Source organism: Azoarcus sp. KH32C (assembly GCF_000349945.1).
In the GTDB taxonomy this organism is placed as follows: Bacteria; Pseudomonadota; Gammaproteobacteria; order Burkholderiales; family Rhodocyclaceae; genus Aromatoleum.
Window position 1 is genome coordinate 379,447 of sequence record NC_020516.1, and the last position, 25,766, is coordinate 405,212.

At 60.2% G+C, this 25,766-nt stretch carries 24 protein-coding genes; 2 read left to right on the top strand and 22 right to left on the bottom strand.

Going from position 1 to position 25,766, the window contains the following annotated elements; all coding sequences use genetic code 11:
- Positions 1-36: 36 nt before the first annotated feature.
- The 19 genes from ccmD to AZKH_RS01730 all read right to left on the bottom strand — a co-directional run bounded on the left by ccmD (position 37) and on the right by AZKH_RS01730 (position 17,911).
- Positions 37-234: a heme exporter protein CcmD gene (gene ccmD / locus AZKH_RS26620; protein ID WP_015433984.1), complete on the bottom strand. Its 198-nt coding sequence runs from the start codon at positions 232-234 to the stop codon at positions 37-39.
- Positions 231-1,010: a cytochrome c biogenesis protein CcsA gene (gene ccsA, locus AZKH_RS01650; RefSeq protein ID WP_041655807.1), complete on the bottom strand. Its 780-nt coding sequence runs from the start codon at positions 1,008-1,010 to the stop codon at positions 231-233. The genes ccmD and ccsA (AZKH_RS01650) overlap by 4 nt, the downstream gene beginning before the upstream one ends.
- 275 nt (positions 1,011-1,285) lie before the next feature.
- Positions 1,286-2,134: a hypothetical protein gene (locus tag AZKH_RS01655; protein ID WP_041656650.1), complete on the bottom strand. Its 849-nt coding sequence runs from the start codon at positions 2,132-2,134 to the stop codon at positions 1,286-1,288.
- Positions 2,135-2,248: 114 nt separating this feature from the next.
- Complete coding sequence (locus tag AZKH_RS01660) at positions 2,249-2,932, bottom strand: c(7)-type cytochrome triheme domain-containing protein (RefSeq protein ID WP_015433987.1); 684 nt, start codon at positions 2,930-2,932, stop codon at positions 2,249-2,251.
- Positions 2,929-3,351, bottom strand: a complete 423-nt coding sequence (locus tag AZKH_RS01665; RefSeq protein ID WP_015433988.1) for a c(7)-type cytochrome triheme domain-containing protein — start codon at positions 3,349-3,351, stop codon at positions 2,929-2,931. The genes AZKH_RS01660 and AZKH_RS01665 overlap by 4 nt, the downstream gene beginning before the upstream one ends.
- Before the next feature lie 386 nt (positions 3,352-3,737).
- Positions 3,738-4,367 (bottom strand): tetratricopeptide repeat protein, encoded by a 630-nt coding sequence (locus tag AZKH_RS01670; protein WP_015433990.1) that lies wholly within the window; start codon positions 4,365-4,367, stop codon positions 3,738-3,740.
- On the bottom strand, positions 4,301-5,611 hold the full coding sequence (locus AZKH_RS01675) for a hypothetical protein (RefSeq protein ID WP_015433991.1): 1,311 nt from the start codon (positions 5,609-5,611) through the stop codon (positions 4,301-4,303). The genes AZKH_RS01670 and AZKH_RS01675 overlap by 67 nt, the downstream gene beginning before the upstream one ends.
- The gene (ccsA, locus tag AZKH_RS01680) at positions 5,611-6,423 is read right to left on the bottom strand and encodes a cytochrome c biogenesis protein CcsA (protein ID WP_015433992.1); all 813 of its coding nucleotides are present in this window, start codon (positions 6,421-6,423) and stop codon (positions 5,611-5,613) included. Before ccsA (AZKH_RS01680) ends, AZKH_RS01675 begins: the two co-directional genes overlap by 1 nt.
- Before the next feature lies 1 nt (position 6,424).
- The gene (locus AZKH_RS01685) at positions 6,425-7,465 is read right to left on the bottom strand and encodes a cytochrome c biogenesis protein ResB (RefSeq protein WP_015433993.1); all 1,041 of its coding nucleotides are present in this window, start codon (positions 7,463-7,465) and stop codon (positions 6,425-6,427) included.
- Between the two features lie 27 nt (positions 7,466-7,492).
- Positions 7,493-8,590 (bottom strand): 6-bladed beta-propeller, encoded by a 1,098-nt coding sequence (locus AZKH_RS01690; RefSeq protein ID WP_041655811.1) that lies wholly within the window; start codon positions 8,588-8,590, stop codon positions 7,493-7,495.
- 8 nt (positions 8,591-8,598) lie between these two features.
- Entirely contained in the window at positions 8,599-9,669 is a 1,071-nt protein-coding gene (locus AZKH_RS01695) for a hypothetical protein (RefSeq protein ID WP_015433995.1), read from the bottom strand.
- Positions 9,554-9,955 (bottom strand): c(7)-type cytochrome triheme domain-containing protein, encoded by a 402-nt coding sequence (locus AZKH_RS26625; protein WP_015433996.1) that lies wholly within the window; start codon positions 9,953-9,955, stop codon positions 9,554-9,556. The genes AZKH_RS01695 and AZKH_RS26625 overlap by 116 nt, the downstream gene beginning before the upstream one ends.
- Positions 9,952-10,626, bottom strand: a complete 675-nt coding sequence (locus tag AZKH_RS26630; protein WP_156822023.1) for a c(7)-type cytochrome triheme domain-containing protein — start codon at positions 10,624-10,626, stop codon at positions 9,952-9,954. Before AZKH_RS26630 ends, AZKH_RS26625 begins: the two co-directional genes overlap by 4 nt.
- 94 nt (positions 10,627-10,720) lie before the next feature.
- Positions 10,721-13,069 carry a hypothetical protein gene (locus AZKH_RS01705; protein WP_172642448.1) on the bottom strand — a complete coding sequence of 783 codons (2,349 nt, stop codon included), beginning with the start codon at positions 13,067-13,069 and terminating at the stop codon, positions 10,721-10,723.
- 113 nt (positions 13,070-13,182) lie between these two features.
- Positions 13,183-14,235, bottom strand: a complete 1,053-nt coding sequence (locus AZKH_RS01710) for a peptidylprolyl isomerase (protein ID WP_015434000.1) — start codon at positions 14,233-14,235, stop codon at positions 13,183-13,185.
- A gap of 140 nt (positions 14,236-14,375) precedes the next feature.
- Entirely contained in the window at positions 14,376-15,212 is an 837-nt protein-coding gene (locus AZKH_RS01715; protein ID WP_015434001.1) for a cytochrome c3 family protein, read from the bottom strand.
- 304 nt (positions 15,213-15,516) lie between these two features.
- Positions 15,517-16,674: a 6-bladed beta-propeller gene (locus tag AZKH_RS01720; RefSeq protein ID WP_015434002.1), complete on the bottom strand. Its 1,158-nt coding sequence runs from the start codon at positions 16,672-16,674 to the stop codon at positions 15,517-15,519.
- A gap of 71 nt (positions 16,675-16,745) precedes the next feature.
- Positions 16,746-17,531 (bottom strand): cytochrome c3 family protein, encoded by a 786-nt coding sequence (locus AZKH_RS01725; RefSeq protein ID WP_231874446.1) that lies wholly within the window; start codon positions 17,529-17,531, stop codon positions 16,746-16,748.
- A 77-nt stretch (positions 17,532-17,608) separates the two neighbouring features.
- Positions 17,609-17,911, bottom strand: coding sequence for a cytochrome c5 family protein (locus AZKH_RS01730; RefSeq protein WP_197538747.1), 303 nt, complete (start codon positions 17,909-17,911; stop codon positions 17,609-17,611).
- Positions 17,912-18,089: 178 nt separating this feature from the next.
- Between AZKH_RS01730 and AZKH_RS01735 the strand changes: the two genes are divergently transcribed.
- Together AZKH_RS01735 and AZKH_RS01740 are read left to right on the top strand one after the other, a co-directional pair.
- On the top strand, positions 18,090-18,920 hold the full coding sequence (locus AZKH_RS01735; protein WP_231874447.1) for a c-type cytochrome: 831 nt from the start codon (positions 18,090-18,092) through the stop codon (positions 18,918-18,920).
- Complete coding sequence (locus AZKH_RS01740) at positions 18,917-19,927, top strand: cytochrome c (RefSeq protein WP_015434006.1); 1,011 nt, start codon at positions 18,917-18,919, stop codon at positions 19,925-19,927. The genes AZKH_RS01735 and AZKH_RS01740 overlap by 4 nt, the downstream gene beginning before the upstream one ends.
- 44 nt (positions 19,928-19,971) lie before the next feature.
- Here the strand turns inward: AZKH_RS01740 and AZKH_RS01745 are convergent, their stop codons facing one another.
- The 3 genes from AZKH_RS01745 to AZKH_RS01755 form a co-directional block, all read right to left on the bottom strand.
- Positions 19,972-22,002, bottom strand: a complete 2,031-nt coding sequence (locus AZKH_RS01745; RefSeq protein ID WP_231874448.1) for a lipopolysaccharide assembly protein LapB — start codon at positions 22,000-22,002, stop codon at positions 19,972-19,974.
- 91 nt (positions 22,003-22,093) lie between these two features.
- The gene (locus AZKH_RS01750) at positions 22,094-23,776 is read right to left on the bottom strand and encodes a tetratricopeptide repeat protein (RefSeq protein ID WP_015434008.1); all 1,683 of its coding nucleotides are present in this window, start codon (positions 23,774-23,776) and stop codon (positions 22,094-22,096) included.
- On the bottom strand, positions 23,776-25,458 hold the full coding sequence (locus AZKH_RS01755) for a tetratricopeptide repeat protein (RefSeq protein ID WP_231874449.1): 1,683 nt from the start codon (positions 25,456-25,458) through the stop codon (positions 23,776-23,778). The genes AZKH_RS01750 and AZKH_RS01755 overlap by 1 nt, the downstream gene beginning before the upstream one ends.
- Positions 25,459-25,766 lie beyond the last annotated feature (308 nt).

A 25,766-nucleotide genomic window follows, 5' to 3' on the forward strand; every position in this document is an offset into this window, starting at 1 on the left:
TTCAACATTGCCCGGCCGCGACGTCCAATGGTGAGATCAGTTTGGCGAGCGAGACTTGGCGCCGGAACCAACAATTCTCGAAAAGCGTCCCAAGTGCTCGTGAATGGAGAGTCGCGTCAAGACCAGGACACCGACTTCCAATGCGATCAACACGATGGAGATGAGATAGGCGCTCCAGACATAAAGTCCGTCGCCACCCATTGCCCAGAAGTCCGACCAGCTTTCCCAGTTCATTGTTGTCCCCTGAAGTGCGTGAGGACCCAGTCGCTACTGCGCTCGCGCTTCAGGATCTCATTTCTGAGGCGCGTCAGCGTGGCTGCTGCCGTGTAGGCGAATAGGCCTAACGTCATCACGAAAAGACCGGTTGCGATGATCGAGGTCTCGCCCGTTGGCGCAGGCAGACTGCGGTTCGAGGTGCCGTAATAGAGGCTCCAGCGGTATACGGAAAAATACAGCAGGGGGAGGCCGACGAGCCCGACGAGTGCCAGCAGGCCGCACGCGCGATCGGCACGTCGATAATCGTCGATCGTCTCATGCAATGCGATAAAGCCGAGAAAGAGGAAGAGGACGAGCATCTCTGTTGCGAGTCGCGCTTCCCAGACCCACCACGTACCCCAGATCGGTTTGCCCCAGAGCGATCCCGTCCAGAGCGCGAGAAAAGCGAACAACGCTCCTGTGGGGGCCAGTGAAGATGCGAGCATGGCGGCGACGCGTTGCTTTCTAAGGAGTCCGTAGACGGACGCCGCGGCCATCAGGATGTAAATGACGACGGATATCCACATCGAGGGTTGATGCAGGAAGGCAATCCGAAAATGTTCGCCTTGGTGTGGATCCGACGGGGCAACAAAGAAGCCCAGGTAGAGGCCGATTGCGCATAGTACGGCGGCACCGCCGGCAAACCACGGCGCGAGACGTCCTGAGAGGAGGTATACGCTCTGGGATGTAAGCTGCCGGCCGCAGTGACGACGCGGAGGATCGCAGGATGAAAGGGGCCGACTGATGGCGGGCATCTTGGTGTGCGTTATTCGAGCATGGGGTTGTAACTGGAAGTTAGCAATCCCTGTGCCCGCCTCATTCTGCTATGGCGACAGCAAATCGCGCGTCTCCTGTCAGAAGGGAGGGTATGCTAGTCAATGCTCTTGATCAGCGATCTATTCCAAGAGAATGTCCGCTCATCTCTGTGCCTTGGCAGCTGTCTTTCAGGATTCCCGGAATCAGGAACACGTTCTATCGCGTGAGCCGGGGCGGTTATGGTCCGACTCGACGACGATAGCGCTCGGGCGTGTCAGCCCGGGATGTATATGCCGGCGCTACGAATGGCCTTCACGAGTTCGCCGGTCGACTGCTCCAGCAGCTTGATGCCGGCTTCGAAATCGCCACGCTTGGCGGCAGCTTCGGCTTCGCCGCGCAGCGAGCCGGCCGATGTCAGGAATTCGCTGACGCGCGGACTGACCGCTTCACCGCCAAGCTTGTCCTCCAGCAACACCTTGACAAGCATCTTGTGGGTTTCGTTGCGGTCGATCTCGTAGTGATACTCTTCTTCCTTGTTGGCGAAGTTCAGCGAGCGGACCAGCGTATCGCCGGAGCGCATCGAGCTTATGGACGCCTTTGCAAGGAGGTAGGCCTGTTCAAGGATTGTGCGGGCATTTGCATACTGCCCGGCCGAGGCCTTCCGCTCGGCGTCGGCAATCAAGGCCTCGACTTGATGGCTGCTTGCCTGAGATTCCTTGTTGTTCTTCTCGGTCGCAATCCGCCTTTGGGCGGACAGCAGCGCATTGACGCTCTCGAGCTTGTTCCTGTAATCGGTTTCCACCTTCTTGGCGGTGACCGATTCGGGCGCCGCCAAGCGGGCCGCTTCGAACATCATCTTGCTCGCCGCCGACAAGAGCGACGACGCCTTGGCCAGGTCACCGGCACTGTAAGCGCTCTTGGCTTGGCCGTAGATTTCTTTTGCGTTGTTGCGCTTCTCGATAGCGGCGGCTTCCCCGGATGATTCAATCTGCCGTGCGGCCGTCGATTTTTCGATCAGGGTTCCGACCGACTCGAAGCGTCGTTCGAGTTGCGTACGATCGGGTTCCATCGCCTGCAGTCGGGTGGAAGCGTTCGAAGCCGGTTGCGTGTCGGTCTGGGCCACGGCGAGGCCGGTTCCGAGCAGTGCGGTGACGATCGCTGCATGCCCGAGGAGCTGTGTACAGAGGGGGTGTTTCGTCATTACAGACTCCTGGGCATGCGTGGTGACAGCCGTGCGTTATTGCTGGCTGGATGCGGACCGCGCGATCGGGCCGTCCTTCTTCTTCGAGTGGCAGATCCGGCACTCGGACACGGGGAAGGCGACCTTGCCGTGGCACACGCCGCACTTCTGCCCAAGCAGGATCGCGGCCATGCTGATCTGGTTCGCGCCCTTTTGGGGGATGAAGATTGCCGGGTGGCAATTGGAGCAGTCAAGCCACATCGTGTGCTGCTTGTGCGGATACACGACGTCCGGCATCGAGCCCTTCACTTCGCGCACGATGTTGAGGTCCATCACGACCGGTGCCGCATTCGGATCCAGACGGTCCCAGCGCGGATTGATGGCCTTGTCCTCAAGGGCCTTGACCCAGTTGACCCGGTTACCGGCATTGCTGCGCGGCAGGGACTCGAACGCCGAAAGCGGCGGCATCAGTGCCGAGGTGCCTTCACCGGTAGGATCGTGAATGCCATCCTGCGTCGGCGGCAGGTTGCGCTGATTCGCGGGCTTCAGCAGGCGGTTGAAGCGATTGACGTCGCCGGTCGGTGCGGGCGCTGCGGCCGGGGCGGCGGCGGCGGGGGCTGCTGCAGGCGCGGCAGCGGCAGCGGCAGCCTTGGCCTTTGCGTCCTGGCCGAGTGCGGGAGCCGATCCGAGCAACGCGGCTGCGAGGAACGGCAGAAGCAGGGTTGGGATACGGCGGATCATTTCTTGCCCCCGACAGGAATGGCCAGTTTCTGGATCGTGCTTTCGTGCACTTGCGTGGGAGTGTTGGGTTTGCCCGAATGGCAGAGGTCGCAGTTTTCGACCGACCAGGCAATTTCGCCGTTGTGACAGGCGCCGCAGAACTGGCCGTCGATGATCTTCAGCATCGTGATTTCGTTCCCGCCCGCCTTGAACTGGAAACCGAGGTCGGCGTGGCAGACCTTGCAGCGGAAGCGGATACGGTGGAACCAGTGCGGGAAGATCGCCGGACGCATGCCTGCCGCGTCGGCATAGTTGTTGATGACCACGTCACCGTATTCGGCTCGGCTGTCGATAGGTGTCCACAGCGCCACGGCCATCACTGCGAAAAACAGTGCGGCGAGTCCGCGACGGACACTTGTTGCCCACGGGAACTGCTTCATAGTTCAACCCTCTTCATTACGTGAACCTTCCTGCCAACCAAAATGCCCGAGATTCCAATGGCTGACAACCATGCCTGTGCACACAGTCTCGCCCGCGACCGAGACGACCTTGCGAGCGTTCATGCTGCAGCGCTGCAACGGTTGCCCCTGAGACTGTGCTTCGCGTTCTTTGCTGCAGTGCGTCGGAGTGCTTTCGTAAGCAACATCCATGCCCGTAACTAGGAAATCTGCCATTCAGCAAAGACTTTGAAACATAAAACAAATTACGCGGGCATGTTTCCGGTCTGCAGGGGAATCCCTATTATCGGAAAGGCAAATTCTCATAAACGGGAATGCGACCCATCGTTTTGGTTCACCGCAACAAAACGGATTTTGCAAAAGACATATCAGCGGGCTGGGGGCGTGGCGGAGGGGGGCGGGACCGTGGTCTCGGGACCGACGCGGCCTCGCCATCTTGCAAGCGCCGCCTCGGCGCTGTCTCGGAACGGGTCATCCTGCTTGGCACGGTGCACGTAGGTTTGCATCGCGCCGATTGCGCCCGGCAGGTCGCCTTGGGCTTGGAGGGCGATTGCCAGGCCGTAGTAGGCATTCATTTGGTCTCGTCGCAGTTCGATCGCCGTTTCGAAGAAGCTCACGGCATCACGCCAGCGTTCGAGTCCGATGAGAGCGAAGCCCATGTTGACATGCGCTTCAGGCAGTTCGGGGGCCAGCTTGAGTACTTGATGGAAGGCGGTCAGCGCGTAGTCATACTGGCGCATCTGAAGCATCGTCACGCCCTGCGCAAATCGCGTCTGCACTTCCGCTGCTTGGGCTGCTGTTGCCGCGGGTGAGCGCGGCCGAAGTTTCAGCAGATCGTTGAAGCCCAGCGAATCGGAGTGTGTTTGTGGTTGACGCGACGGGCGCAAGGTCAGGACGAACCCGCATACGACAATTGCGACGACGGTGATGATCAGCGCGCGGCGGCGAATGTCGCGGCGGGGGCGGGAGCCGTTTCCGGCCGGAAATGGGCTAGACATAATTTAGCAGTGCGGGGCAGGGTGAGAAGTACAAAAAGACAGATCCCGAGAATCGCCACGGCACCTCCGGTGCCGATCGTTGCGGCGGCGAGGGTTGCCGGCAGGTCGGCACCGTGGGAGTCAAATCCGACCTTGCGCGGAGCCCCGAGCCAACCGCTCCACGCGAGTCCACCAATCAGCGCGAGTATTCCGATCGTGTAAAGCTGGAGGCTGCGTAGGCCTCCGCCGGGGGCGGCTTGGGCCGGCGCAGGGGGGGACACCCGGATCAATGCAGCCGACATTTGGGCCAAGGTGAAGGCGCCGATTGTACCGTGATAGTGGGCGGGGATCATCGTCGTTTGGCTCGTGATCAGAAGCCCAGCAATGATCCCCGCCACGAAGAGCGAGATTGACGCCAACAGTGCGCCTTGTCGCTTCGTTGCAGGGAGAAGGGTGAGGCTGGCTGCCAGGAGCAGCGGCGCGGGCCAGCTTGCGTACCGCATCAACTGAGTATGGAAGCTATGCAGCGATTCGACGTCGAGTTGGCCGGACAGCAGCAATAAAGGCGCCGCAGTTGCGGGAAGCGAGGCGGCGCAGAACAAGCCGACCATGAATCCGCGCGGGAGGGGAGAGGGTCCCCCCTGCTCGGCAAGCCGCAGCCAGATTGCCATCAGCAAGGTGACATAGCCGAACTGCAGGACGTGTCCGGCGCCCCACAGCGCCTCGGAAAGGGGAATGTGGCGGACCCAGCCCGCGACCAAATAAATGACAGCCATTAGGAAAGGCCATCGCGCAATTGCGAATCCCCATCCGGCCGCGTCGCGGGGGCGTGTCAGGGATAGCAGGCTCGAGGCGATCCCTCCGCCTACGAATACCGCAAGACATACAAGAAAGCCAGTCGCTTCGACGTAAGGAATGTAGTTCGCCAGAACGGGAGGACCTGCAGTGGCAAAACCTTGCCAAACCACGCCTGCCATACCTGCTGAGGAAGCGGCTGCGATTACCGTTGCCGCCCTGTGCCGGGACTGCGGCAGCGTTTCTGTCCACAGCGCGTTTGCCATCGACAGATACCAGATCGTCGTGGCGAGATTCACGTGTACAACCAGGGCCCGCGGAAAAGCATTCGGGGCGACCCAGGCGGTGAGCACGGGGGTCCTGGCGAGAACCAGGAAGATGGCTGCGACGGCCGCAAGGCCAAGCGCGCTTACGGCAAGCAGAAGCCAGAACTGGGATACCCTTGGCGGCGGCTGCAGGTCGGGGGGCATTAAACGGCCCCCTGGTGTGCTGCCTGGGAAACGAAGGGCACGCCAAAGAAGGTCAGGAAGGCCGTGACGAAGACCATAAGGATCATCGCTGCATGGGTCTGCGGTGACACCTTGAAGGTGACCCGTGTGTGTAGTGTGAAGGCAACCGTCAGCCAGGTGATGAAGGCCCACGTTTCGAGCGGATCCCACGCCCAATAGCGTCCCCATGCATCCTGTGCCCAGATTGCGCCGGCGATCAACATCAGGGTATGGAAGATCAGTCCGATCGCCATGCACCGGAACGCGAGTTCATCGAGCTGTTTGTCCGGAGGCAGTTGCTGAAGGCGTGAGACGCCGATCCCCCAGCGACGCAGGAGAATGACGCACGACAATCCGACTGCGACCAGGACAGAGCCGAGGAACACTTTTCCAAGGCCGATGTGGATGAACAGCCATGGTGTCGTGTAGGTTGGCGGGAAGTGGCCTTCGCCCGGGTGCGCCAACATCAGCCATCCGAACATGATGAACATCAGTGGCATGATGATCGCAGCGGATCCGCGAATCCGCGGGATGCGCCAATAGGCGATCAGATAGGCGAGCATCAGGCTCCAGACGTTGGAGCACAGGATCTCGAACATCGTTATGAATGGCCCGTGGCCCAGCCTCTCCCAACGAATTGCGATGGAGAGTGTTTGCAGGCCGAGTCCGCAACTGATCAATCCAAGAATCGTTCTTTCGCTGCGTTTTCCCAGTACGAGGGTCACGACGGCCAGCGTGCCCGCGACAACGTACGCGACGACCGCGGCCCAAAGGATTTGGAGTTCCCTTTCCATGCTATGCGTCCCAAGGTCTTGCGGAGAATTTCTGCCAGAAATGGCAGGCAAGGCTGACTACCGCAAGAGCGCACGCCGAGAATAGCCAAGGTAGGGTCCAATCGTAAAACACCTTGTAGCCCATCCAGCCGCGCAAGCCATCGAACACCAGGGTGCCGTTGCCTACCTGCACCGAATCGCCAGGCTTCATTTCATGACGTTCCTGACCGATGCGTGCCACGAGTTTGTAGTTTTCTGGCAAGCGAAAGTGCGTGCGGTCTTCCGGGTTGAGGACAACTTCATCGATGTCGAGCATGACCCATACTGGTTCTGTAGCGCCGGGCGGCGTCCATTGAGCCGCCTGGCTGTATTGCTGCATCGGGAATGGGGGAAGTTGTACCGATCCCTGGACCGCTGGGCCGGCGTGCGGCTTCCAAGTGAACACTGGCGCAAATCCCTTGTTGTGGGTGGTGTAGAAGCGATAACCCTCGATCACGAGCGGTTCCTGATCGCCGATTTCTGCCTCTCGCCACCGGCCGTCGGCACTGAGCCATGCGACTTGGTTACGCGTAGGACCTCGCTGCAGCCCGGGATCGTAGTCGATCGTGAAGCCCCTGCTCACGAAGCGGATCGAGGCAAGGTTCCCGTCATGCCATGGACCTTGCTCGGTGTCGCTCAGAATTCCGTCGAATGTGACCCCGTCGGTGACGCCCACATGACCCGTAAGGTAGGTCAAGCGTCCCGCTGCTATAAGGAACAGCAGCGCAATGAGGCTGAGGTGGAAGACGAGCAAGGCTGTCTGACGGCGGAAGACGCCATTGGTTGCGACCGCCGCAATCAGGTTGACCGCGAGCAGCAGCAGGGGAATCACGACCGGCCACGTTCTTGCCTCGGTCAGCCGGTACGCGATCACAATTCCGCAGGCAAGCAGGGCGAACAGGATAAGCGTCAGCCGTAGCGATGCCAGGCGGCGCATCAGTCTGACCGGGGCGCTGTATTTGTTGGCCGCATTGATAGTTACATCACCGGTTGCGACTTCAATAGCGGCATCGTTGCGATTCAATTGCACATCCTGACAACCTGCGGCAGATCATTCGCCGTCGGCCTTCGCTCCGCCTAGATACTGGAAAATGGTGATCCGCCCGTTGAATGTGTCGGCCACAAAAACCCTGTCGAAGGAATCGACCCAGACCCCCGCGGGCAAATAGAACTTGCCCGTCGTCTGGCCGACGCCACCGATCGGCATCAGGAACTCTCCCGCCTCGTTGTACACGAGCAAGTTGTCGTAATAGGACTCCACGACATAGATATTGTTCTCGCTGTCGACGGCAACACCCTTGGGTCTCACGAGGTTTCCGTAGTAGAGGCCTCGCTTGCCGATGATTTGGGTTTCTCCTCCATCGAGTGGAATGACTTGAACCCGGCTGTTCATGGTGTCGGTAACGTAGAGTCTTCCATGGGCAAGGGCGAGGTGGGTCGGAAAGTTGAATTCGCCCGGGCCTTCGCCTCGTTCTCCGATGATCTTTTCGAGACGTCCGTCCGGCGTGAAAACTTTTATGTCGTGAGCATAGGTGTCGGAGACGTACAGGAGGCCCGTCGACGGATCGCGCGCAAGTCCAGTCGGACGCTGCAGCATCCCCTTGCCGATCGTGGCCACGGGCGTGCCATCGGGCCCGAGATGAGCAACGATCTGAAGCTCAGCATCGGTCACCCACACGCCGCCGCCTTCCGCAAGGGCTATGCCGATCGGGGCAATAAAGCGCCGTAGTCCAACCGCCAAACCCCATATTTTTAGTTCGCCCGCCGGTTTGTCGAAAACGTAGACTGCAGCACGACTGACGTCTGTGACAAAGATCCGCCCGTCCCTGTCGGATACGACGGCCTGCGGGCGTTGCAAGACATTTGGATTTTCTTCCTCAAAGAGGCCTACGACCCATGCGAGAAATGCGGTGACCCCCTTCGTATTGTTTTCGCGAATGAAGTTTTCCTCGCCCGTCAGCTGGCCCGCAAATTGATATCGCGGAATCTCCGGCTCCGCAGGCCACATTATGCGTTTGCCTTCCGGGGCGTCGGCAAGACCGTAATGGAGCCGTGCGGGCGTATCTTGGCTTGCACATCCCCCGAGCAGCAATACACTCAATGGAAGGAGCAGGATTGCGCGCGCGACCGCCGCGAAAACATGACTCATTAAGTAATTCACCGTCTTGGTTGGAGGATTGTGAAGACGCCGACCCGGCCTCCCGGGCCGTCCGCGATGTAGGCAAGGTGACCGTCGAATGCAAGCGCCGTAATATCGGTTAAACCGAGCTGCGCGGTACTGATTGACGCGATGAGATTGCCGTTTGCGAATACCTTTAGTCGGTGATCCGCGCGGTCGAGCACCCAAGTGCGGCCATGCAAGTCGATCGCGAGATCTACAGGATACGTCAACTGCCCTTCACCATAGCGGCCGATCGCAACCCCGCTCTGACTGAACTCCACAATGCAACGACAGCGCGGATCGATCCCGGCAACACGCTCTCGCCCGGCACTGAGGACAGTTGCTCCAGAATTCTCGTCGGCAAACCCATCGCCCCTTCCCGCAAGCGGCTCGCTCAGCCGGCCAGACGGATGAAAGGCGAAGACTCCCCCTGCTGCGTCTGCAATCCACACGCGGTTCAAAGTCTGTTCGACTACGACGTCTGCGGGTTGCAAGATCTCGAACTTCGCACCGAAGACTGCCAGGCGTCTACCATCTCGAGCGATACGCTCGACCTCGCGGCGCCCGGGGCTGACCACGTAAACGCTGCCATCCGGGCCAGTCTTCAGCCGCGTGCCGGGTGAACCGGGCAACTCCCGCAGTCTGGTTACTGATCGCGTCACGCCATCGATGCGTAGAAGCAGACGTTGCCCGGCGTCAGCAAGGTAAATGTCTGGTCCGTTAGCGGCGAGTGCCGACGGGAACAGAAATTTGACGAATTGTCCGCCAGGGGGCGCGCCCGGTACCGTCGAGGGTGGCGCGGAAAAGCCTCCGATGATGATTTCGCGTGGCATGAGCAAGTCAATGGCATTGCTCTCTGCGACAATGCTTGTCGCCTCTTGTGCCTGGACGTCGAAAAACGCGGTCAATACGACCCCTGTGATCCCGGCACATCCGACCGCACGCAGCAGGCTACCAGCGCCCCGGGCCGAGCGTTTCATGGCCGCCAAAGATTCCCGGAGGAAGGCCTGGCTTGCCCGAATGACATAAGTCACAGTTTTCGACTGACCACGCAGTTTCGCCGTCATGGCATGCCCCGCAAAAACGACCATCGATGATGTCATTCATCTTGATCTGATTTGAGCCCGCCCGCATCTTGAAGCCGAGTTCCACGTGGCATACTTTGCACCGAAATCGGATCCGATGGAACCAGTGAGGGAATACGACCGGACGCATGCCCTCCTTCTCGGCTGACCGATTGATAACTACGTCCGCATATTCAGCGAGTGCCGCCGAGGGGGCGGTGACGGCGAGCGTTGCAGCGGTAAGCGAGGTCGCCAGTTTGCGAACCGACCATCGACCGAAGCGGATCATTTTGCCTTTCCAGCCGACACAGGCGCAGTAGTCGGCGCGGGAGGCAGAGAAGGGACCGGGGTCTTTGCGTCGTTTTGGGTCTTTGCTGCGGCGGCGTCGCGCTCCAGTTCAGCCATTGCATCGCTTCGCTTGACGCTGTGACATCGAGCACATTCAGTGAGTGGGAATGCCACTGCGCCATGGCAGACCCCGCATTGCTCGCCTTGAAGAATCAAGAACATGCTGATCTTCGTCCCGCCACGCTCCTTCTTGAAGAGATGGTCATGGCAGTTCGTGCAGTCCAGCCACGGGGTGTGTGCGCTGTGGGGGAAGCGGACTACAGGCATGCCGCCATTGAGATTGAGCAGCTCGTCCTTGTCATAGGTTTCCCACTGGCGTTCCTTGCGGAGGAAACTGCGCGGGTTGATTTGACCGTCTTTCAATGCCTTGACCCAGCGCACTTGATTCCCCGCGTTGTCGGGGGCCAAACCGGCGAGAGCGTCAGCCGGTTGCTGTAACAGGCGTACCGCGGGGCTCTTGGGATCGCGTAGCCCGTCGTCGGCGAGCGGTTGCCATTGACGGTCTTCAGCCGGTGTGCCGGATGAGATGGCTAAGAACACTACGCCAACAAGCAGGTGTTGTATTGCCCAACAGCAAGAGGCCGACAAGAAACGCAAGGGGCTGGTTTGCATCTGAATGCGGACTGGACGTGAGCGGTAGCTGTTAGTCGTCAAACCCCAGTGTTGGTTCTCGGACCGCTCGACTGCACTTTAACTAACCAGTTTATCAGAATGCTCCGAAGTCCCTCGACAAGCGTAAGTACAAGAGTTGATTTCGATTTCCCTGGATTTCGGCGACGCGGAATTGGAGTTGCGTATCGAGGCGTCCAATCCGGTACCCCAGCCGTTGGTCGAGATCAAGACTCGCTCGCTCCGGTTCCCGGGGGGCATCGGGGTTGCCGAACCGACGCGATTCATCATGGGCGGTGTTGGCGCGAAAGTCGAGACCGTAACGCAGGCCGCGGAAGCCCAGGAAACGACTATGGGAATAGCTCAGACTGCCGGAAAGGCTCGTGTTTTGATTCTGGGTGGACTGGTTTACGAGGAGCGGTCGACCGAATTCGTCTGTAATGACAACCGGGGTGTTCGAGTCCGACTGCTGTCTGCTCGTCTGCCATGTGAGGTTCGATGTCAAGGCGGAATAGGCGCTGATACGCCATTGGCCGCTGACCTGAACATTCAACATCTGGAAGGCGCTATTTGTCTCGCCGAACGTACGTGTGTCGGAAAGGCTTGCGCTCAGGTAACCGTTGAGCGTTTCGGTCGGATTGGCGCTGTAGCTCAAGCTGGCCGAGTGACCGATAGAGTGTGAGGTGTTTGACCCGATCCCGGTTGACTGGCTTGCAGAAACCGACTGGCTGATCGAAGCACTTAAGGTGCCCTGGTTCTCTTGCAGCCAGCTTCTCATCAGCGAGTGCGATGCCGATCCTGTCACCGATCGCGCAGAACTTGTGTTGCTCGCCGAAGAGTTCGAACCCGATACTGAGGAACTCCATGTGTAAGCATATTCGCCGAAACTCAAGGGGTCTCCGCTATAAGTCCCCCCGGCACTTTCGAAAGTGGATGAATTGCCCTTGTCGTCACCGTTGAAGCCGAACGACCCGAAAAGGCTCAGGTTGCGGCTAGCCTGATAACTTAGGCCTGCCGTGCCTCCCAGAATGCTGCTTTGCAGCGCATTCCCGGCACTTGCGGTGCTTGAAGTCTGAAAATAGCGTAGGGTCCCGGAGCCGCGCCATTTGGAATCCAACGGGTTCCAGTTGGCGACGCTGAAGAGCTGAGCACTAGTGGCCTTGACATTCGTGTCCGGGGCGGTCCCATCTGCGGATCGAGTCGAGAAATTCTGGCCCGTGTAGCTTCCGGTCGTACCGATCGACCATTCTTCATCGAATTGATAGTTATGTGATCCGCTGACAAAGAAGTCGTTGTAAGAGGTGTTCTCCGATTCGCTGCGCGATGCCGAGGCGCTGGCGTTGAAATTCTGGTTATCGATACGGGTCGAAAAATTGCCGTGCAGGCGATCGACCGTGTCGCCCCCGAAATTGCCAGTCACCTCACTGCGGTCGTAGCCGCCATTTGCGTTCCAGGCGCCGGACAACGGCCGATAAGTCTGTAGCAGCCCCAGTCGCCGGTACTGAACGTTCGTGTCGGTGAAGGAGCCCATGCTCCGGCTGTCGGCAAGGGACAGGTTTGCAGTGAAGGGGAAACGGCTCTGGGGGAAGAGGTTCAAGGAGCCGCTGCCGTTGATCGACGTGCCGGTGAGATTGTTCGAGGCCGCACTGTTGTCGCCGCTCGCGGCACTTGACCGCGTTGTTATCAAGCCGAAATCACCAGACACGACAGCGATGTAAGGCGCCCAGATATACGAATTCACGCGCATGCGTGCCTCGTATACCTCGTTCAGGCTGCTACTCGAATCCCCTGAGCGTGACTGCTGGATCCCGGCCGAAAGGGTTCCGCCCCAGCGGATGGGTGCCATGCCCCATGCACGTCTGGGTTTTGAGGTGTCCTCTTCGGTCGCGACAGCTCCCTTGCCGGACGGGGCAGGACGAACGGGAGGCAATGATGGCTCTAGTTCGTCTGCAGGCAGGAATTCCTCGCTGCCCACAACCTTTGCATCACTGCTGCTTTTTCCGCTCGCGGCCGCAGGCTCCTCGGGTTTGCCGGCGGGCCCAGCGACGTATTGTTCCCCCGTCTGCTGCTTCTCCGGTGGCGATTGCCGGCGGGACGGTAGTACGGCCTTCTCTTTCCAGGAACGCCTCTCGTCGGGAGCGGGCGCTGGGCCGGGAGTGCCCTCTTGAGCCGGAGGTGTCGATGGCGCATTACGGGAGGGCAATTCACCGCTGCCGATGTTGTTGCCCGGTTCACTCGCGGTCCGACCCATCAAGGCAAGCGACAGTTTTAGTGGAGGGAGTAGCGGGCTGAGCGGGGGCTCGTCCGGTGAAGTCGGGGCAGGTGCGGCCGCGGATTCCTGAGTGAGGCCTGAAATTGCCAAGGACAACCGCAGCCGTGGCGGCTCTTGGGTGGGGTTGGTGCCGATCCTGGCGGCATAGGCCGGGAGCGCCGCGCTTAGCAGCAAGGCGCCCCCGATCAGGGGCGCAACTCGGCCCCGACCCGTTGCGAGCGGTAGGTAAAGCCTGCCTTCAGGTAGGGAGGAGCGTGCCGCAGATGACGCCATTCGCGTTGGTCAGATCACTTTCCCGGTGATGCCAACTGGGCGAGCGCAGGGTAGCGTTGCGTATTGAGTTCGATGCGGGCCTTCTTGCGCAGTTGCTCCTTGAGCTTGCGCCAAGCGTCTTCCGATAGATCGCGGCTGAGCAGATCCGCCGCACGCGCTTTGACGGTCGTGAAGTCATGATGCTTTGGCTCTTGGCGGGATTCGTAACGGAAGAGCGCGACCCCTTGGAGTATGCGCGTCGGAGGAGACAAGTCGCCCGGTTTCATCGTATCGATCTTGTCCTGAATGCCTTCGGGGAGCATGCCGCGATGCAGGTACCCTAGATCGCCGCCAAGCGCCGCCGATTCATGATTGGAGCGCTTGCGCGCCAGATCAGCGAAGGTCTCATTGCCTTCCGCAATCTGTAGGCGCATCGATCCGGCTTCAGCCTCTGCAGCCTGCCACGCGGATACCGGCGATGCAGGGTCTACATTAAGAAGAATCATCGACAAGCGGAGTTTCTCGGGTTCGGTGAATTTCTCGGGGTGTTTCTTGTAATAGGCGAGAACCTTGTCTTCCGCGGGCGCCGGGACATTCCTTGTCTTGGCTTCGAGAGTCGCAAGCATGTCGTCTTCTTCAAGACGCTCACGCAGAGGAGGAAGCAATTTCTCGCGTTCCTGTTGCCATCGGGCGCTTGAGGCATACCGTTTTTCGTAGGCGGCGATCTTGTCGTCGACGGCCTGCGAGCTTGGTTTCATCCCTCTGCGTTTGATTTCCTCAAGCAGAAGAATGCGGTCGATCATGTCTTCAGCAACGCTGCGAAGCAGTTCGTCAGCGGCGCCTTCCGGCGGCTTCGCATGGTAGAACTTCTGCCGCGCAGCCTCGTTGGCAGTAGCGTCAAATTGAGCAGCGCTGATCTGCTTGCCATTAACGATAGCGACGTAGGAAGGGGAAGGCTGGGACGGGGAGTTGCTGGCCGGCGTCGCAGTCGATCCGCGCACAGGTGCCTTTTCATCGGCCGCTTGAGCGTTGAAAGTCAGGGTGGCGCAAATGAGCGCGCCCGTGAGCACGGGGGCGAGGATCTTCATGAAACTCGATTCCTTAGCGTTGAATCGTATCGAAGCGTAACTGAAAAGAGCGTAGCAAACCTGGAATAACTCGACAAAAAAAGGTCAGGCGTCGTTGCGCCTGACCTTTTCCGCTGCGGTTCTTCTAACCGAGGTATTGCTTACTTCGTATGGCAGGCCAAGCAGATCTTGGAGCCGGTGGTCGTGACGCGCATGAAGTTCACGTCGGGTGCTGCGCCGCCGGTCGTGGTCTTGCCAACGTGGGGATCGTGACAGGACGCACACTCAACCGACGGACGCTCCGTGCCGGCCGTGAAGTCGCGGGTGTAGAGAATGATGTCGGTCTTGCTGCGGACGCTGTCAGCAGTGGACGTGTCGATCCAGAACACGGGCTTGCCGTTGATGCTCTTCGTGGCGATGCTCTTGAAGTCCTTGTCATTACAACTTGCCGAGTCGGTCACGCTCGCAGACAGACCGCCGCCGCAATAGGCGATGCCGATCGGGTGGTCGTTACGCAGGTCTTGGCCGAGGTTCGCGACGCGGGTCGAGTCGCCGATCTTGCCGCCAACGGAAGATGCGGGACCCGTCCAGGTATAGCCACGGTCGGAGCCAGTAGCGTTGTAGCCGCCGGAGCCCGGGGCGTTGACCAGGTTATCCATTGCCTGGGTACCGTCGTGGCAGGACAGGCAGGCCGCCGAAACGGAGCCGACGGTCAGCACTTGGCCGTCGATCGTCGACGAGTTCTGGGTCGAGTAGGTCGAGTAGGCGGTGGCGGTGGGCAACTTCTTGTTCCACAGCGGCGCGGTGGCATTCGTGTTCGACGCGTGTGGCGTGTGACAGAAGACGCAGATCTGGCCGGTGTTCGTCTGAGAGTTTACTGAATTTGAGCCGCCAGACGTGGTCAGGTTGTGCGGCGTATCGGTGATGCCGGCAAAGGCCGCGGTGGCGACGGCCGCCAGCGAGGCCAAAGCAAGCGACTGCTTGAACATTTTTTTCATGGTAACCCCCGATGGATGGTTAGGCGAGAAATTTAAGCTTGCGGCGCCCAACGAGGTGTCGAATCGCCGCGGCCGGAAAATTTCAACGTATTCCTGGATGCTGCATTCGACTAGTAGCAGTTTTCGGTCCACATGCGCCACGTCGGTGAAGAAGATTCGTCACTGCGAATTTTGTTTTTAAAATCAGTGTGTTGTGCTTAGTGGCGCGGGCCCTCTAGCTACGCTTACCTAGCGGAGGGGGTGATCCGCCGGGCAATCGCTAATGCATATTCCTGAAGATGGGAAGGCGATTCCGTTAATGGGATCATCTAGCGCCTGTCCCTGGCGCGCGACGCACCAGGAAGCCTTGGTTCGGCGCAAGGTTGTAGGGGCGGAAGACATCGATCTTCGCGAACCACTGGTCGACGAAGTAGATCCGACCGTCGTCGTCCACGGCAATGCCGGACGGCAGGATGTATTCGGCAGGGCCGCCTCGTTCCGAGCGGTTGCCGATGAACATGAGCAGTTCGCCGTCGGCATTGAAGATCTGAAAATTGCCAAAGGCGGCGTCGGCGACGTAGACGTTTCCTTCGTTGTCTGTGGCAATTTCCTTCGGCCGTGCAAAGTTCCCGAGCTGACGGCCGACGGAACCGAAGCTGTCCCGGTAGGAGCCATCGGCATTGAAGATTTGCACCCGGAAGTTGCCGCCATCTACCACATAGAGTCGGCCGTCCTTGCCGATGGCCATATCGCGTGGGAGATTGAATTCTCCTGGTCCGGAGCCGCGTTTGCCGATATCCATGACGTGCTGGCCGGTGACGGTATCGAATACGCGGATGCGATGGTTTTCGGATTTGACGCCACCGATATCCACGACGTAGATCCGTCGGCCGGAGGGGTCGACCGTGACGCTCGAAATGCGATCGAAGAGATTGTTTCCTCCGATCTTGCGCAGGAATTTTCCGTCGCGATCGAAAATGAAGATCATCTTCAATGTGGCGTCGGCAACATAGAGCCGTCCCGCACGATCGACGTCCAAGCCGAGCGGCTTAGCCAGAGTGGCCGGCTCAGTATCTCCGATCGTAAAATATTTTCCCGAGGGTATGTCGAACACCTTGACGGCGTGTTCCGCGGTGTCGGAAACGAAGATTCTGCCCTTGTGGACGGCGACCGCGTAAGGTTTTGTCAGAAAGTAGCCGGCTCGGGAGGCGCCGGTGACCAGGCGGCGGAATGCATCGTCGGAATTGTCAACTTCCACGTCGGCGGAACTGCTGATCGTTCGTTCGAAGACGAAGCGCGGTTCGTCGGGTGGAGAGGGGAAGACGAGCGGGCCGGCAGGAGCCACGGGGCCGGAGCCTTCGGAGATCGGTGCGCAACCGGACAGCGTCGTGAGGGTGCAGGTTACGGCGATGCCAAGGGTTGAGACGAGTCGCGCCAAGTGGAGCGGAGTGCGTCGCGAAACGGTCGTGCGTGGCATTTTCATGGTAGCTATAGTCCGAAGGTCGTTGGTGGTCGCCTGGGCGGCTTTACACCCGCGTCGTGAAATTGATGTGCTCACTTGATATGGCAAGTGAGGCACAGTTCAGAAGAGGTCGAATCGAGCCGCAAAAACAAGGGGCGGACGGAATGCGGGTCGTGGCAACTCGCGCATTCGACAAACGGAATCTCGGTCTGATCTTCGGCGTCAATCCGCACATAGAGCGGTACATCCAGCCGGCCGCGCTGACCGGTCGGCGCTGTTTTGGATACCCACCATACCGGACGGTTGTCGATCACGCCGCGAGTCGCGTTTCTGAATCCCTCGTCGAACTTGACGAATTGGCCGGGGTTGATCAGCTTTCCGGCGCGCTTCAGTGTTTCGCGTATTCGGCTGCGTTGTTCTGCCGTGAGGGCGCCGCGGTAGGGCACGGCGAACGGGTGGTCCAGTCCGCCGCCAGAAACTCCGAATGCTTGGGAGGAGTCATGGCACGAGAGGCAGGCAATTGATTGGGAGCCGACAGCCGTACTCCCGTCCTTGCCCATCCGTCCAATATCGTCAAACATCGTGAAGGTTCCGTTGGGCGGAGTCGAGCTTTGCCACTTGGGTTGAACCGCGTCACCGGACGTTGTGTCGGTGGGGGTGTGGCAGAACACGCAGATCTGGCGCGGGTCGGTATTCTCCCCGCTGTCTGCGCGTGCGAGGTTGTGCTTGGTGTTGCGCATGTCGATCCGCTGCGCGTCGCACGTGCCTGCAATGAGCAGCAGCCACACAACGAGGAGTGCATGGGCTGCGTGACGTAGAAAGGGCCTTGAGGCAGAAGGCACGGCTAAGCTGAGTGTGGCGATGATCGGCAATTCCAACGGATGGAACGTGTTTCCCGGTATTGGGAATATACAGGGCAAGGTCTGCGGACTTAAACGGCCCGACGCAGCTCCTCCTATCTGACTTGCGCCACCATATACTCCACGGCGTCGCGAATCTGTTCGTCGGTCAGGCCCGCATTTCCTCCCTTCGGTGGCATGCCTCCCTTGCCGCGTAGAGCCGATTGTAACAATGTATCGACGCCGCCCTGGATGCGCGGAGACCAGGCGGTTTTGTCGCCCAGAACAGGTGCTCCGGCTACGCCGGTATCATGACAGGCGCGACAGATTTGAGTATAAACCAGCCTGCCATCGCCTGCGGTTGCGTCGGCTATCGAGCAGAGAAGCAGGAGGGCGATCGGTATGGCAGCGAGTTTCATCATGCTTCCGTTGGGGGGTTCGCTGGCGGGAAACGCTTTGGCAATGGTTGTTGTCGAAGACCTGAAGCAACCGACATGCCATGCGTGCCTGCGAGCTTCGACGGAACCGGTTCGGTTCTTGCATCAAGACCGCAGTTTTTCGACCTAGAGGTATCTTGTGAATCAGGACAAGCAATTCATGCAGGTCGTGCGTCTGTGTGCGATCGGTTTTGGCGTCGCGTCGAGCGTTGCGGCGTACGGGGGAATGATCAAGGCGGACGTGCTGTATCACGAATACTGTTCGGTTTGCCACGGTGACCGTGGCGACGGCAATTCACGAGCGATGAAGAGCCTGAATCCGCCGCCGCGCGATCTCACCAAGGCGGGATCGTCGCTGCCGCGCGATTACATCCTGCAGGTGATTTCGAACGGCAAGCCGGGCACCGCCATGGTCGGCTTCAAGACGCGCTTGAATTCGGAGCAACTCGGTGCGCTGGCGGACTATGTGCATAACGACATCGTGCACCGCGGGGCCGATATTGCCGCAGGGACGGTATCGGCGCCTTCCGGATCGTCCGGGACGCTGGGCGGCGCCCACAAGCTGTCGTCCGCTGAAGTTGGCAGCTCGGCACCGGTGCCTCCGATTGCCGCTCCGTTGCCCGCTGACAAGCCGGTGAGTCCGGACGAGCGCGCCGACATGAAGTCGCCCTTTCCGTCGGGATTGAAGGGCGAGGCGGCAAAGGGCAAGGAGTTCTACACGAAGAACTGTGCCGAGTGCCACGGGGTGAATGGCGACGGTCAGGGGCCGCGCGCGTACTTCATCCGCCCGGTGCCGCGTAATTTCCTGCAGGAGCGCTCGCGCCTGACGCTGAACCGTCCGGCCATCTATGCCGCGGTGTTCTTCGGACGTACGGGCACCGAGATGCCGGCCTGGAGCAAGGTGCTGAGCGAGCAGGAAATCGCGAACGTGTCGGAATACGTGTTCGAAACCTTCATCCGTTCGGGTGAGAAGGCTGCGAAGGCGAAATGATGGGTCGTGCCTGGATGGGCGGGCTGGTCGCAGTGTTGGCTGCGGTCCAGCTCGCGGCTCCGGCATTCGCCGCCGAAGCTCGCAAGGACGAAGCCCGGCTCGAGGCCGGACGCAAGATCTACAATTTCCGCTGCTACTTCTGTCACGGCTACTCAGGGGATGCAAAGACCCTGGCGGCCACTTACCTGCAGCCGCGGCCGCGGGACTTCACGAAGGACGATGAGCGCTCGATCAGTCGCGAGCAGATGCTCGCGGCTGTGCGCGACGGCAAGCCAGGGACCGCAATGAAGGGGTTCCGGGGCATCATTTCCGACAGCGACGTCGAGAAGGTCGTCGACTTCGTGCGCGACGAGTTCATCCGCCGCAAGGCGCCGAACACCCGGTACCACACGCCCGAGAACGGCTGGACGAATCATGAGCGCAACAAACTGGCGTTTCCGTTCGCAACCGGCCAGATTCCGCTGGATCGCCCGTGGGATCAGCTGAGTGCTGCCGAGCAACAGGGCAAGCGGCTGTTTCTGTCGACCTGCGTGACCTGTCATGACCACGCTCGGACGGAGGATCCGGGGCCGGCGTGGGGCGGGCGGCCGCTTTCCTATCCGCGCAATCACTTCGATCCGGGCGACGACATGAAGCCGGCGCCGGCAACGAAGCTCGATGCGATTGCGAGCGCAAGTCCCTACAAGTTGCACGACGTGGTGCCGCAGGTGGCCGGTCTTACTGCGAAGGAGAAGCGCGGAGAGGCGTTATACCAATCGAACTGTGCTTTCTGTCATGCTGCAACGGGAACCGGACGAAACTGGATTGGCAGTTTCATGGAACCTCATCCGCGCGACTTGACCGATCCCAAGTTCATGAAGGACATGACGCGCCAGCGCTTGGCGCATACGATCCGGGAAGGGCTTGCAAATACGTCGATGCCGGCGTGGAAGTCGGTGCTCAAGGATGATGAGATCGAGGCGATCATCGCCTACATCTCCCGAGTGTTTCATCCCGTGAAGTCGTAACGGACTGGCGCAGTAACGGTCGCCCCGCATTGTTGGGGTCGCCGTCACTGCGCGGTTCGTGCCGGCAACCCTCCGACGGTAAGCTGATCGAGGAGTTGGCGGGCACGTTCATGCTCGGGTGCCAACGACAAGGTACGATTGGCTGCTTCAATCGCGAGCTCTTTTTGACCTAAGTGCGCAAGGGCTTCTGCACGACCGTAATGGGCTCGTGCCTCCATGGGTTCCAGTTGGATTCCGAGCTCGAAATCGGAAAGCGCGGAAGGATAGTTGCCGAGTCGAAGGTGGGCAAAGCCGCGGTTCATGAAGGCCTGAGATCGGGAAGGGTCGAGGCGCACTTCCCGAGTGAAGGCGACAATTGATTCCGCGTAGCGGCCGGTACGTGCCTTCGTCATTCCTTGAAGATCAAAGAAGTCGGCAGTCGCAATAGCCGGATCCAGACCGTATGCTTCATCGAGCGCTCGTTGGGCAAGCTCGGCTCGGTTGGTCTCAAGATAGATGCTTGCGAGTTCGTAAAGGGGCAGAGGGGAACTCCGCTTCAATGTGTTCGCGCGCAGTAACAGGGCTTCGCCGTCGTTGAGCCTGCCCATCGCAGCGTAGAGGGCCCCCAGGGCATATGGGCCGCGAAAGTCATCCGGTTCCAGCGCGATGAAGCGCAGGTAGTCATTCTCGGCTTCGCTTATGCGCCCGCTCTTGCGGTAGCTCGAGCCTCGGTTAAGGTAAGCGATAGAGCGTTTCGAGTCGAGTTCGATGGCCCTTGTGTATGCTCGGAGTGCATCCTCGCTGCGATTTTCCTCTTCATAAGCCGTGGCGAGATTGGTCCAGGTGCGGGGCGCCATCGGGGCGACGTGAGTCGCGTGCTCATAGAGCGTTGAAGGGGTCCGCCAGACGGGGATGCGAATGATCGTGCTTGCAGTCAGTGATGCGGCGAGCGTGACGCTCAGTGCCGCGAGTGCCAGTCGTTTCCTCGGGCCGTTGGCCAGGACTCTCAGGGCGAGAGCCAGTAGTCCAGCTAATCCGACTGACGGCAAGTACATGCGGTGTTCGAAGACCATTTCGAGAGCGATGGCGCTGCTCTCGATCGCCAGCGTGACCGGTATCCAGAGAAGAAGGAATGCCGCGCGAGCGAAACGCGTTCGGGCGGCTAGCCAGAGTGCGCCTGCGAGCCATGCGGCAACCCCCAGAATGGCGGCGGCAGTGGTCCAGGGGGAAAAGAGGCTGGTCGATACGGGGAAGTCGTGTTCGATCGAGAAACGCCCTGGTAGCGGCCACAGAATCTGTCCGAGGTGGAACGCAATGACTCGCGGTTGGGTCAGGAGGCGCTCTGCCAGGGTGAAGTCACGGACTGCGTAGGCCGGGGTGATGTATTTCCATATCGGGCCATGGATGAGGGCGAGATCCAGCACGGCGTAGACTAGGATCAGCACCGGCAGCATCAGGATGGCCCGGTCGAGATGCGACCGGACGCGTTCGCCGGTCGGGCGACAAAGGATGTATTCCGCCAATAAGTAGAGCGCCGGAAGTACAAAGGCGTTCTCCTTCGACAGACATGCGGCCACTGCGGTAAGTGCAGTCACCGGGTACCACAATCGACCATGTCCTGTGAGGCGTGCGCGGATATAGGCGAAGACCGAGAGCAGCATGAACAGCGCGGCAAGTGATGCCATACGCTGGACAATGTAAGTGACTGCCTGAACCTGAATCGGATGAACGGCCCAGACAGCTGCGGTGATCGAAGCTGCCAGCCAATCGCTACGGGTCGCTTCGCGATTTCCTGCAAGTATCTGCAGCAAGAGAGCGAGAACGCTCAAGCTGACGCAGATGTGAATAATGATATTGGTGGTCTGAAACGTCGCCGGCCTGCCGCCGCCGCGCCACCAGTCGATGGCGATGGTGACATTGGCAATCGGCCGTTGCGGGAGTAGTCCATCCGTCCAGGCGCGGCGGAGGGAGTCGAAGGATAGGTCGGTCATGTGGACCGGGCCGTGGCTGACGATGTTGCTGGCGTCGTCGAGATGAAATCCGTTGGCCGGAGCGTCGTGGTAGGCGACGATGACCAATGCGATCAATGCGCCCACGAGCACGCCTCGATAAAGCCAACTGGGCAGGAGAGCGCGGCGAGATATGGGTTCGGAGTGGTCGGCCATCGAAAGACGCAGAGGGCAAGGGTTAGCGGTAGCAGTCGTTGCGGACGCCGAGGAAGCATGCGCGATGGCGGGCCCATCTTGCATCTTCAGGCCGGCCCGCAGCCTGATAGATCTCGAAGAGATAGTGAAAGGCTGCGCTGTCTTTGTCGGACAGGCTTATTGCGGTTTCGAGGTCGTGCTGTGCCGCATCGGCTTCGCCATGCACCCAATGGGCAACGCCGCGGTTGGTCCAAGGTGCTGCGTATCGGGCATCCAGCTCGATGGCACGTGAGAAGGCATCGAGGGCTTGCGCATAGTGCTCGGGCGAGACTTGCTCATTACGTCGCTGGCTCAGCAGCGAAATTCCGAGATAGTTCCATGCGCGCGCCGAGTGCGGCGCAACTTTGACGGCCTGCTCATAGAGCGTCGTTTCGGTTCGCCACTGCGGTATGCGCTCGTTGGTTGACCACATCGAGAGCAGGGCGAATGTGGCCAAGACGGTCCACGCGACGGCGCGTCCTCGCGGATGCCAACTTCCGGTCCGCGCAAGGCCCTGCGCGACAAGGCCGGCAAAGCCAACCGAAGGGAGGTACATGCGGTGCTCGAAAACCATTTCGAGCGGAACGAAGGAGCTCTCTATGACGAGGGTGGCGGGAATCCAGAGCATCCAGAATGCCGAGATGCGATGCATTCTTCCGTATGCAAGCTTGAGTGCGACGCCGCACCACGCAGTGATGACGAGGGCCGGCAACCAGAACGCGAGCGAAGCTGCGGAATGGACGATCTGTACATCGTGTTCGAGGGAAAAACGGTCGGGTAGCGGCCAGAGAAGCTGGGAGATGTGAAAGAGAACGACCTTGGGTTGAGTCAACAGACGGTCGCCCAGCGTGAAGCTTCTCGTCTCATAACCGCGCAAGGCCCAATGACTGATAGGGCCTTGTGCGAGGAGGTCGATAAGAATGAAAAGCGTCCCGACGAGCGGAAGGGCGATTAGAGCTCGATCGAATCGCGATCTGATCAATGGTCCGTCGGAGCGGACGATCAGGAATTCGGTCATCAGTAGCAGCAATGGCGCAATCCAGGCGTTTTCCTTGGATGTCGCTGCGAGTAGCAGGCTGATGACTGAGCATGCGAGCCACAAGAAGGGCTGACGGGTGTTGCCGCGTGCTTTGAGATATGAGGTTGCAGCTGTCAGGGTGAATAGGGCTGCCAGGATCGTCATACGCTGAACGATGTAGCTGACCGCTTGTACGTGGATGGGCTGAAGGGCCCACCACAGCGTTGCACCAGCCGCTGCGAGGAGGGGGGGCGGCGGCAGTGACCCGCCATTCGCCATCAGTTGGACCTGGCGAAGCAGGCTCCACACGGCGCAGGTGGTAAGCACGTGAAGCGCGAGGTTGGTGACCAGGAATGGTGCCGCTGCGCCATTGCCGCGCCACCAGTCCAGCGCAAATGTGATCGAAGGGAGCGGGCGCAGCGGCAAGAAGGCATGGCGGCCAGCTTCAATTAGGCCTGAAAGGCTGAGCGTCGACAGTTTGATTGCCTGAAGCTGGAGAATGTTCGGCCAGTCGTCAAAGTGGAACCCATTCCTCTCCATGCCATGGTAGGTGACTATGACGGCCAGCGAGAGTGCGACGCAGGCGACCGCTCCCCACCACCACGGAGGGTTGGAACTGGAGACGGCCTTGTCGACCTGAAGACGCTGTGAAATGAGCTGTGAGTGCATCAATTGGGTGGCGTTGCCGAGGTGGATCGCGCGATGTCGCAGTCGGATTTGATGTCAAGGCGGCAGGCCGCCGTTCGAGCCCGCCGTGCCTCCGCTGACCGTCCGAGGCCTTGATAGATCTGTGCGAGGTAATGGAGGGCTATCGGTTCGTGCGGAGACAGGCTCGTCGCCTTTTCGAAGTCGATGCGTGCACTGCCCGCGTCTCCCAGGAAAAGCTTCGCCGTTCCCCGATTGGTCCAGGCGGGTGCGTAGCTTGGGTCGACATCGATAGCGCGGGAGAAGTCCTGCAGCGCATCCTGCAATTGACCGGCTCGGAGGTTCAGGAGGCCCAGGTTGTTGTAGCCGAGCACTTGGCGAGGGAATTGCGCGATCGCTTGTTCGTAGATATCGCGTGCCTCTTGGGTCTTACCCATTGACTCGAGGATGACTCCGCGATTGACGAAGGGATAGCCGTCGCCCCAGCGGGGTTCGAGCGCAATCGCACGGTCGACCGCCTGTAGTGCCAATTGGCGCTGTCCGGCGTCCAGATAGCTCAGCGCGAGTTGATTCCAGGCGCCGACGGATCGAGGCGCGTGCTTGACCGCTTGTTCGTACAGTGTCAGATCGTTGCGCCATTGAGGAAGTCGTTGTGCCGTCGACCAGCATGCGAAGGCGGTCGCCACCGCGAGCAGGGTCCAGGCGACGGCCGCGCCGTTACTGTTGGACCGGTGCAGCCGCTCGAGTCCGAGGGCAATCAGCCCGGCGACACCGACGAGCGGCAGGTACATCCGGTGCTCGAAGATGAGTTGCAGGGGCACGAAGCTGCTTTCGAGCAGCAGCGCCGCGGGCAGCCAGAGCATGAAGAAGCCGGCCGCGCGCTGGCCGGGCCTTTGTGCCAACCTCGCTCCGACAGCGCACCAAGCGACGATCAAAGACATCGGCAGCCAGAACTCCCATGACGCCGCGCTGCGCACGAGTTCGACATCGTGTTCGAGCGAAAATCGATCGGGCAGCAGCCACAGAATCTGCGATGCGTGGAACAGGAGTACCTTGGGTTGGGTGAGCAGGCGTTCGACCAGCGTGAAGTCGCGGTCCGGATATCCGCGCAGGACCCAGTGGCTGAGCGGGCCGTCGACGGCAACGTCGAGGACGGCTGCGGCGATGACGAGAAGGGGCGACGCGAGCAGCAGCCGATCGACTGGCGAGCGGATCAGCGGGCCGTTGTTACGCAGAACCAGGAACTCGGCCATCAGTACGAGGGCAGGGGTGACCCAGGCGTTTTCCTTGGACAACGCCCCGAGTATGAAGGAGAGTGCCGAGATGACCATCCATCCCGGGCTGAACGCGCCGTTCTGGCGAGCTTTGAGGTAGGCCCAGACGCAGAGGACGGAAAAGAGTGCCGCGAGTTCCGTCATGCGTTGAACGGCGTAGCTGACCGCTTGGACATGGATTGGCTGCGATGCCCACCACAGCGCTGCGGCGCCCGCAGCGACAATTGCCGCGCGGCCGAGTGCTCGGTCGTTTGCGGCATAGAAAACGGCAAGCAGCAGAGCCATCGTTGCCCATGCAGTGAGGATGTGGAGGGCAAGATTGGTGACGAGAAAGGCGGCGGGATGGCCTTCGTCGCGCCACCAGTCAACCGCAAACGTCAGCGAGGCGACGGGGCGACGCGCGAGATGCGCATTGGCGGCGGCGTTCAGCAAGCCCTCAAGGCTGAACTGTTCCATCCGGACCGGCGCGTGATTCAGAATGTTGGGCCAGTCGTCGTAGTGGAAGCCGTTGGACGCGATACCCCGATACGCGATCAGAATAAACGCTGCCAGGGCCGCTGCGACGAGGATCCGGGTCAGGCCGGTTTCGATGCGGGAGTGTCGTATGATCACAAGCCGAAGGTAGGGGTGGCCCGAGTGGCCGAAACAAAGGCGTCAAAATGGACGCCAAGTAGCAAGCAAGGGATGTTCCAGAAGGGTGTCGTCGTCGCTTGTGCCGGTGCCGAGGTCCTCGGGGCGTG

Excerpts from the sequence above, each read along its gene's own strand:
- AZKH_RS01675 (WP_015433991.1), bottom strand. The coding sequence starts at position 5,611 with ATGCCCCCCGACCTGCAGCCGCCGCCAAGGGTATCCCAGTTCTGGCTT.
- AZKH_RS01715 (WP_015434001.1), bottom strand. The coding sequence starts at position 15,212 with ATGAAAAAAATGTTCAAGCAGTCGCTTGCTTTGGCCTCGCTGGCGGCC.
- AZKH_RS26625 (WP_015433996.1), bottom strand. The coding sequence starts at position 9,955 with ATGATCCGCTTCGGTCGATGGTCGGTTCGCAAACTGGCGACCTCGCTT.
- ccsA (WP_041655807.1), bottom strand. The coding sequence starts at position 1,010 with ATGCCCGCCATCAGTCGGCCCCTTTCATCCTGCGATCCTCCGCGTCGT.
- AZKH_RS01735 (WP_231874447.1), top strand. The coding sequence starts at position 18,090 with ATGCAGGTCGTGCGTCTGTGTGCGATCGGTTTTGGCGTCGCGTCGAGC.
- AZKH_RS01740 (WP_015434006.1), top strand. The coding sequence starts at position 18,917 with ATGATGGGTCGTGCCTGGATGGGCGGGCTGGTCGCAGTGTTGGCTGCG.
- AZKH_RS01720 (WP_015434002.1), bottom strand. The coding sequence starts at position 16,674 with ATGAAAATGCCACGCACGACCGTTTCGCGACGCACTCCGCTCCACTTG.
- AZKH_RS01750 (WP_015434008.1), bottom strand. The coding sequence starts at position 23,776 with ATGCACTCACAGCTCATTTCACAGCGTCTTCAGGTCGACAAGGCCGTC.
- ccsA (WP_015433992.1), bottom strand. The coding sequence starts at position 6,423 with ATGGAAAGGGAACTCCAAATCCTTTGGGCCGCGGTCGTCGCGTACGTT.
- AZKH_RS01660 (WP_015433987.1), bottom strand. The coding sequence starts at position 2,932 with ATGATCCGCCGTATCCCAACCCTGCTTCTGCCGTTCCTCGCAGCCGCG.
- AZKH_RS01665 (WP_015433988.1), bottom strand. The coding sequence starts at position 3,351 with ATGAAGCAGTTCCCGTGGGCAACAAGTGTCCGTCGCGGACTCGCCGCA.
- AZKH_RS26630 (WP_156822023.1), bottom strand. The coding sequence starts at position 10,626 with ATGCAAACCAGCCCCTTGCGTTTCTTGTCGGCCTCTTGCTGTTGGGCA.
- ccmD (WP_015433984.1), bottom strand. The coding sequence starts at position 234 with ATGAACTGGGAAAGCTGGTCGGACTTCTGGGCAATGGGTGGCGACGGA.
- AZKH_RS01670 (WP_015433990.1), bottom strand. The coding sequence starts at position 4,367 with ATGTCTAGCCCATTTCCGGCCGGAAACGGCTCCCGCCCCCGCCGCGAC.
- AZKH_RS01695 (WP_015433995.1), bottom strand. The coding sequence starts at position 9,669 with ATGACGGCGAAACTGCGTGGTCAGTCGAAAACTGTGACTTATGTCATT.
- AZKH_RS01730 (WP_197538747.1), bottom strand. The coding sequence starts at position 17,911 with ATGAAACTCGCTGCCATACCGATCGCCCTCCTGCTTCTCTGCTCGATA.
- AZKH_RS01690 (WP_041655811.1), bottom strand. The coding sequence starts at position 8,590 with ATGAGTCATGTTTTCGCGGCGGTCGCGCGCGCAATCCTGCTCCTTCCA.
- AZKH_RS01710 (WP_015434000.1), bottom strand. The coding sequence starts at position 14,235 with ATGAAGATCCTCGCCCCCGTGCTCACGGGCGCGCTCATTTGCGCCACC.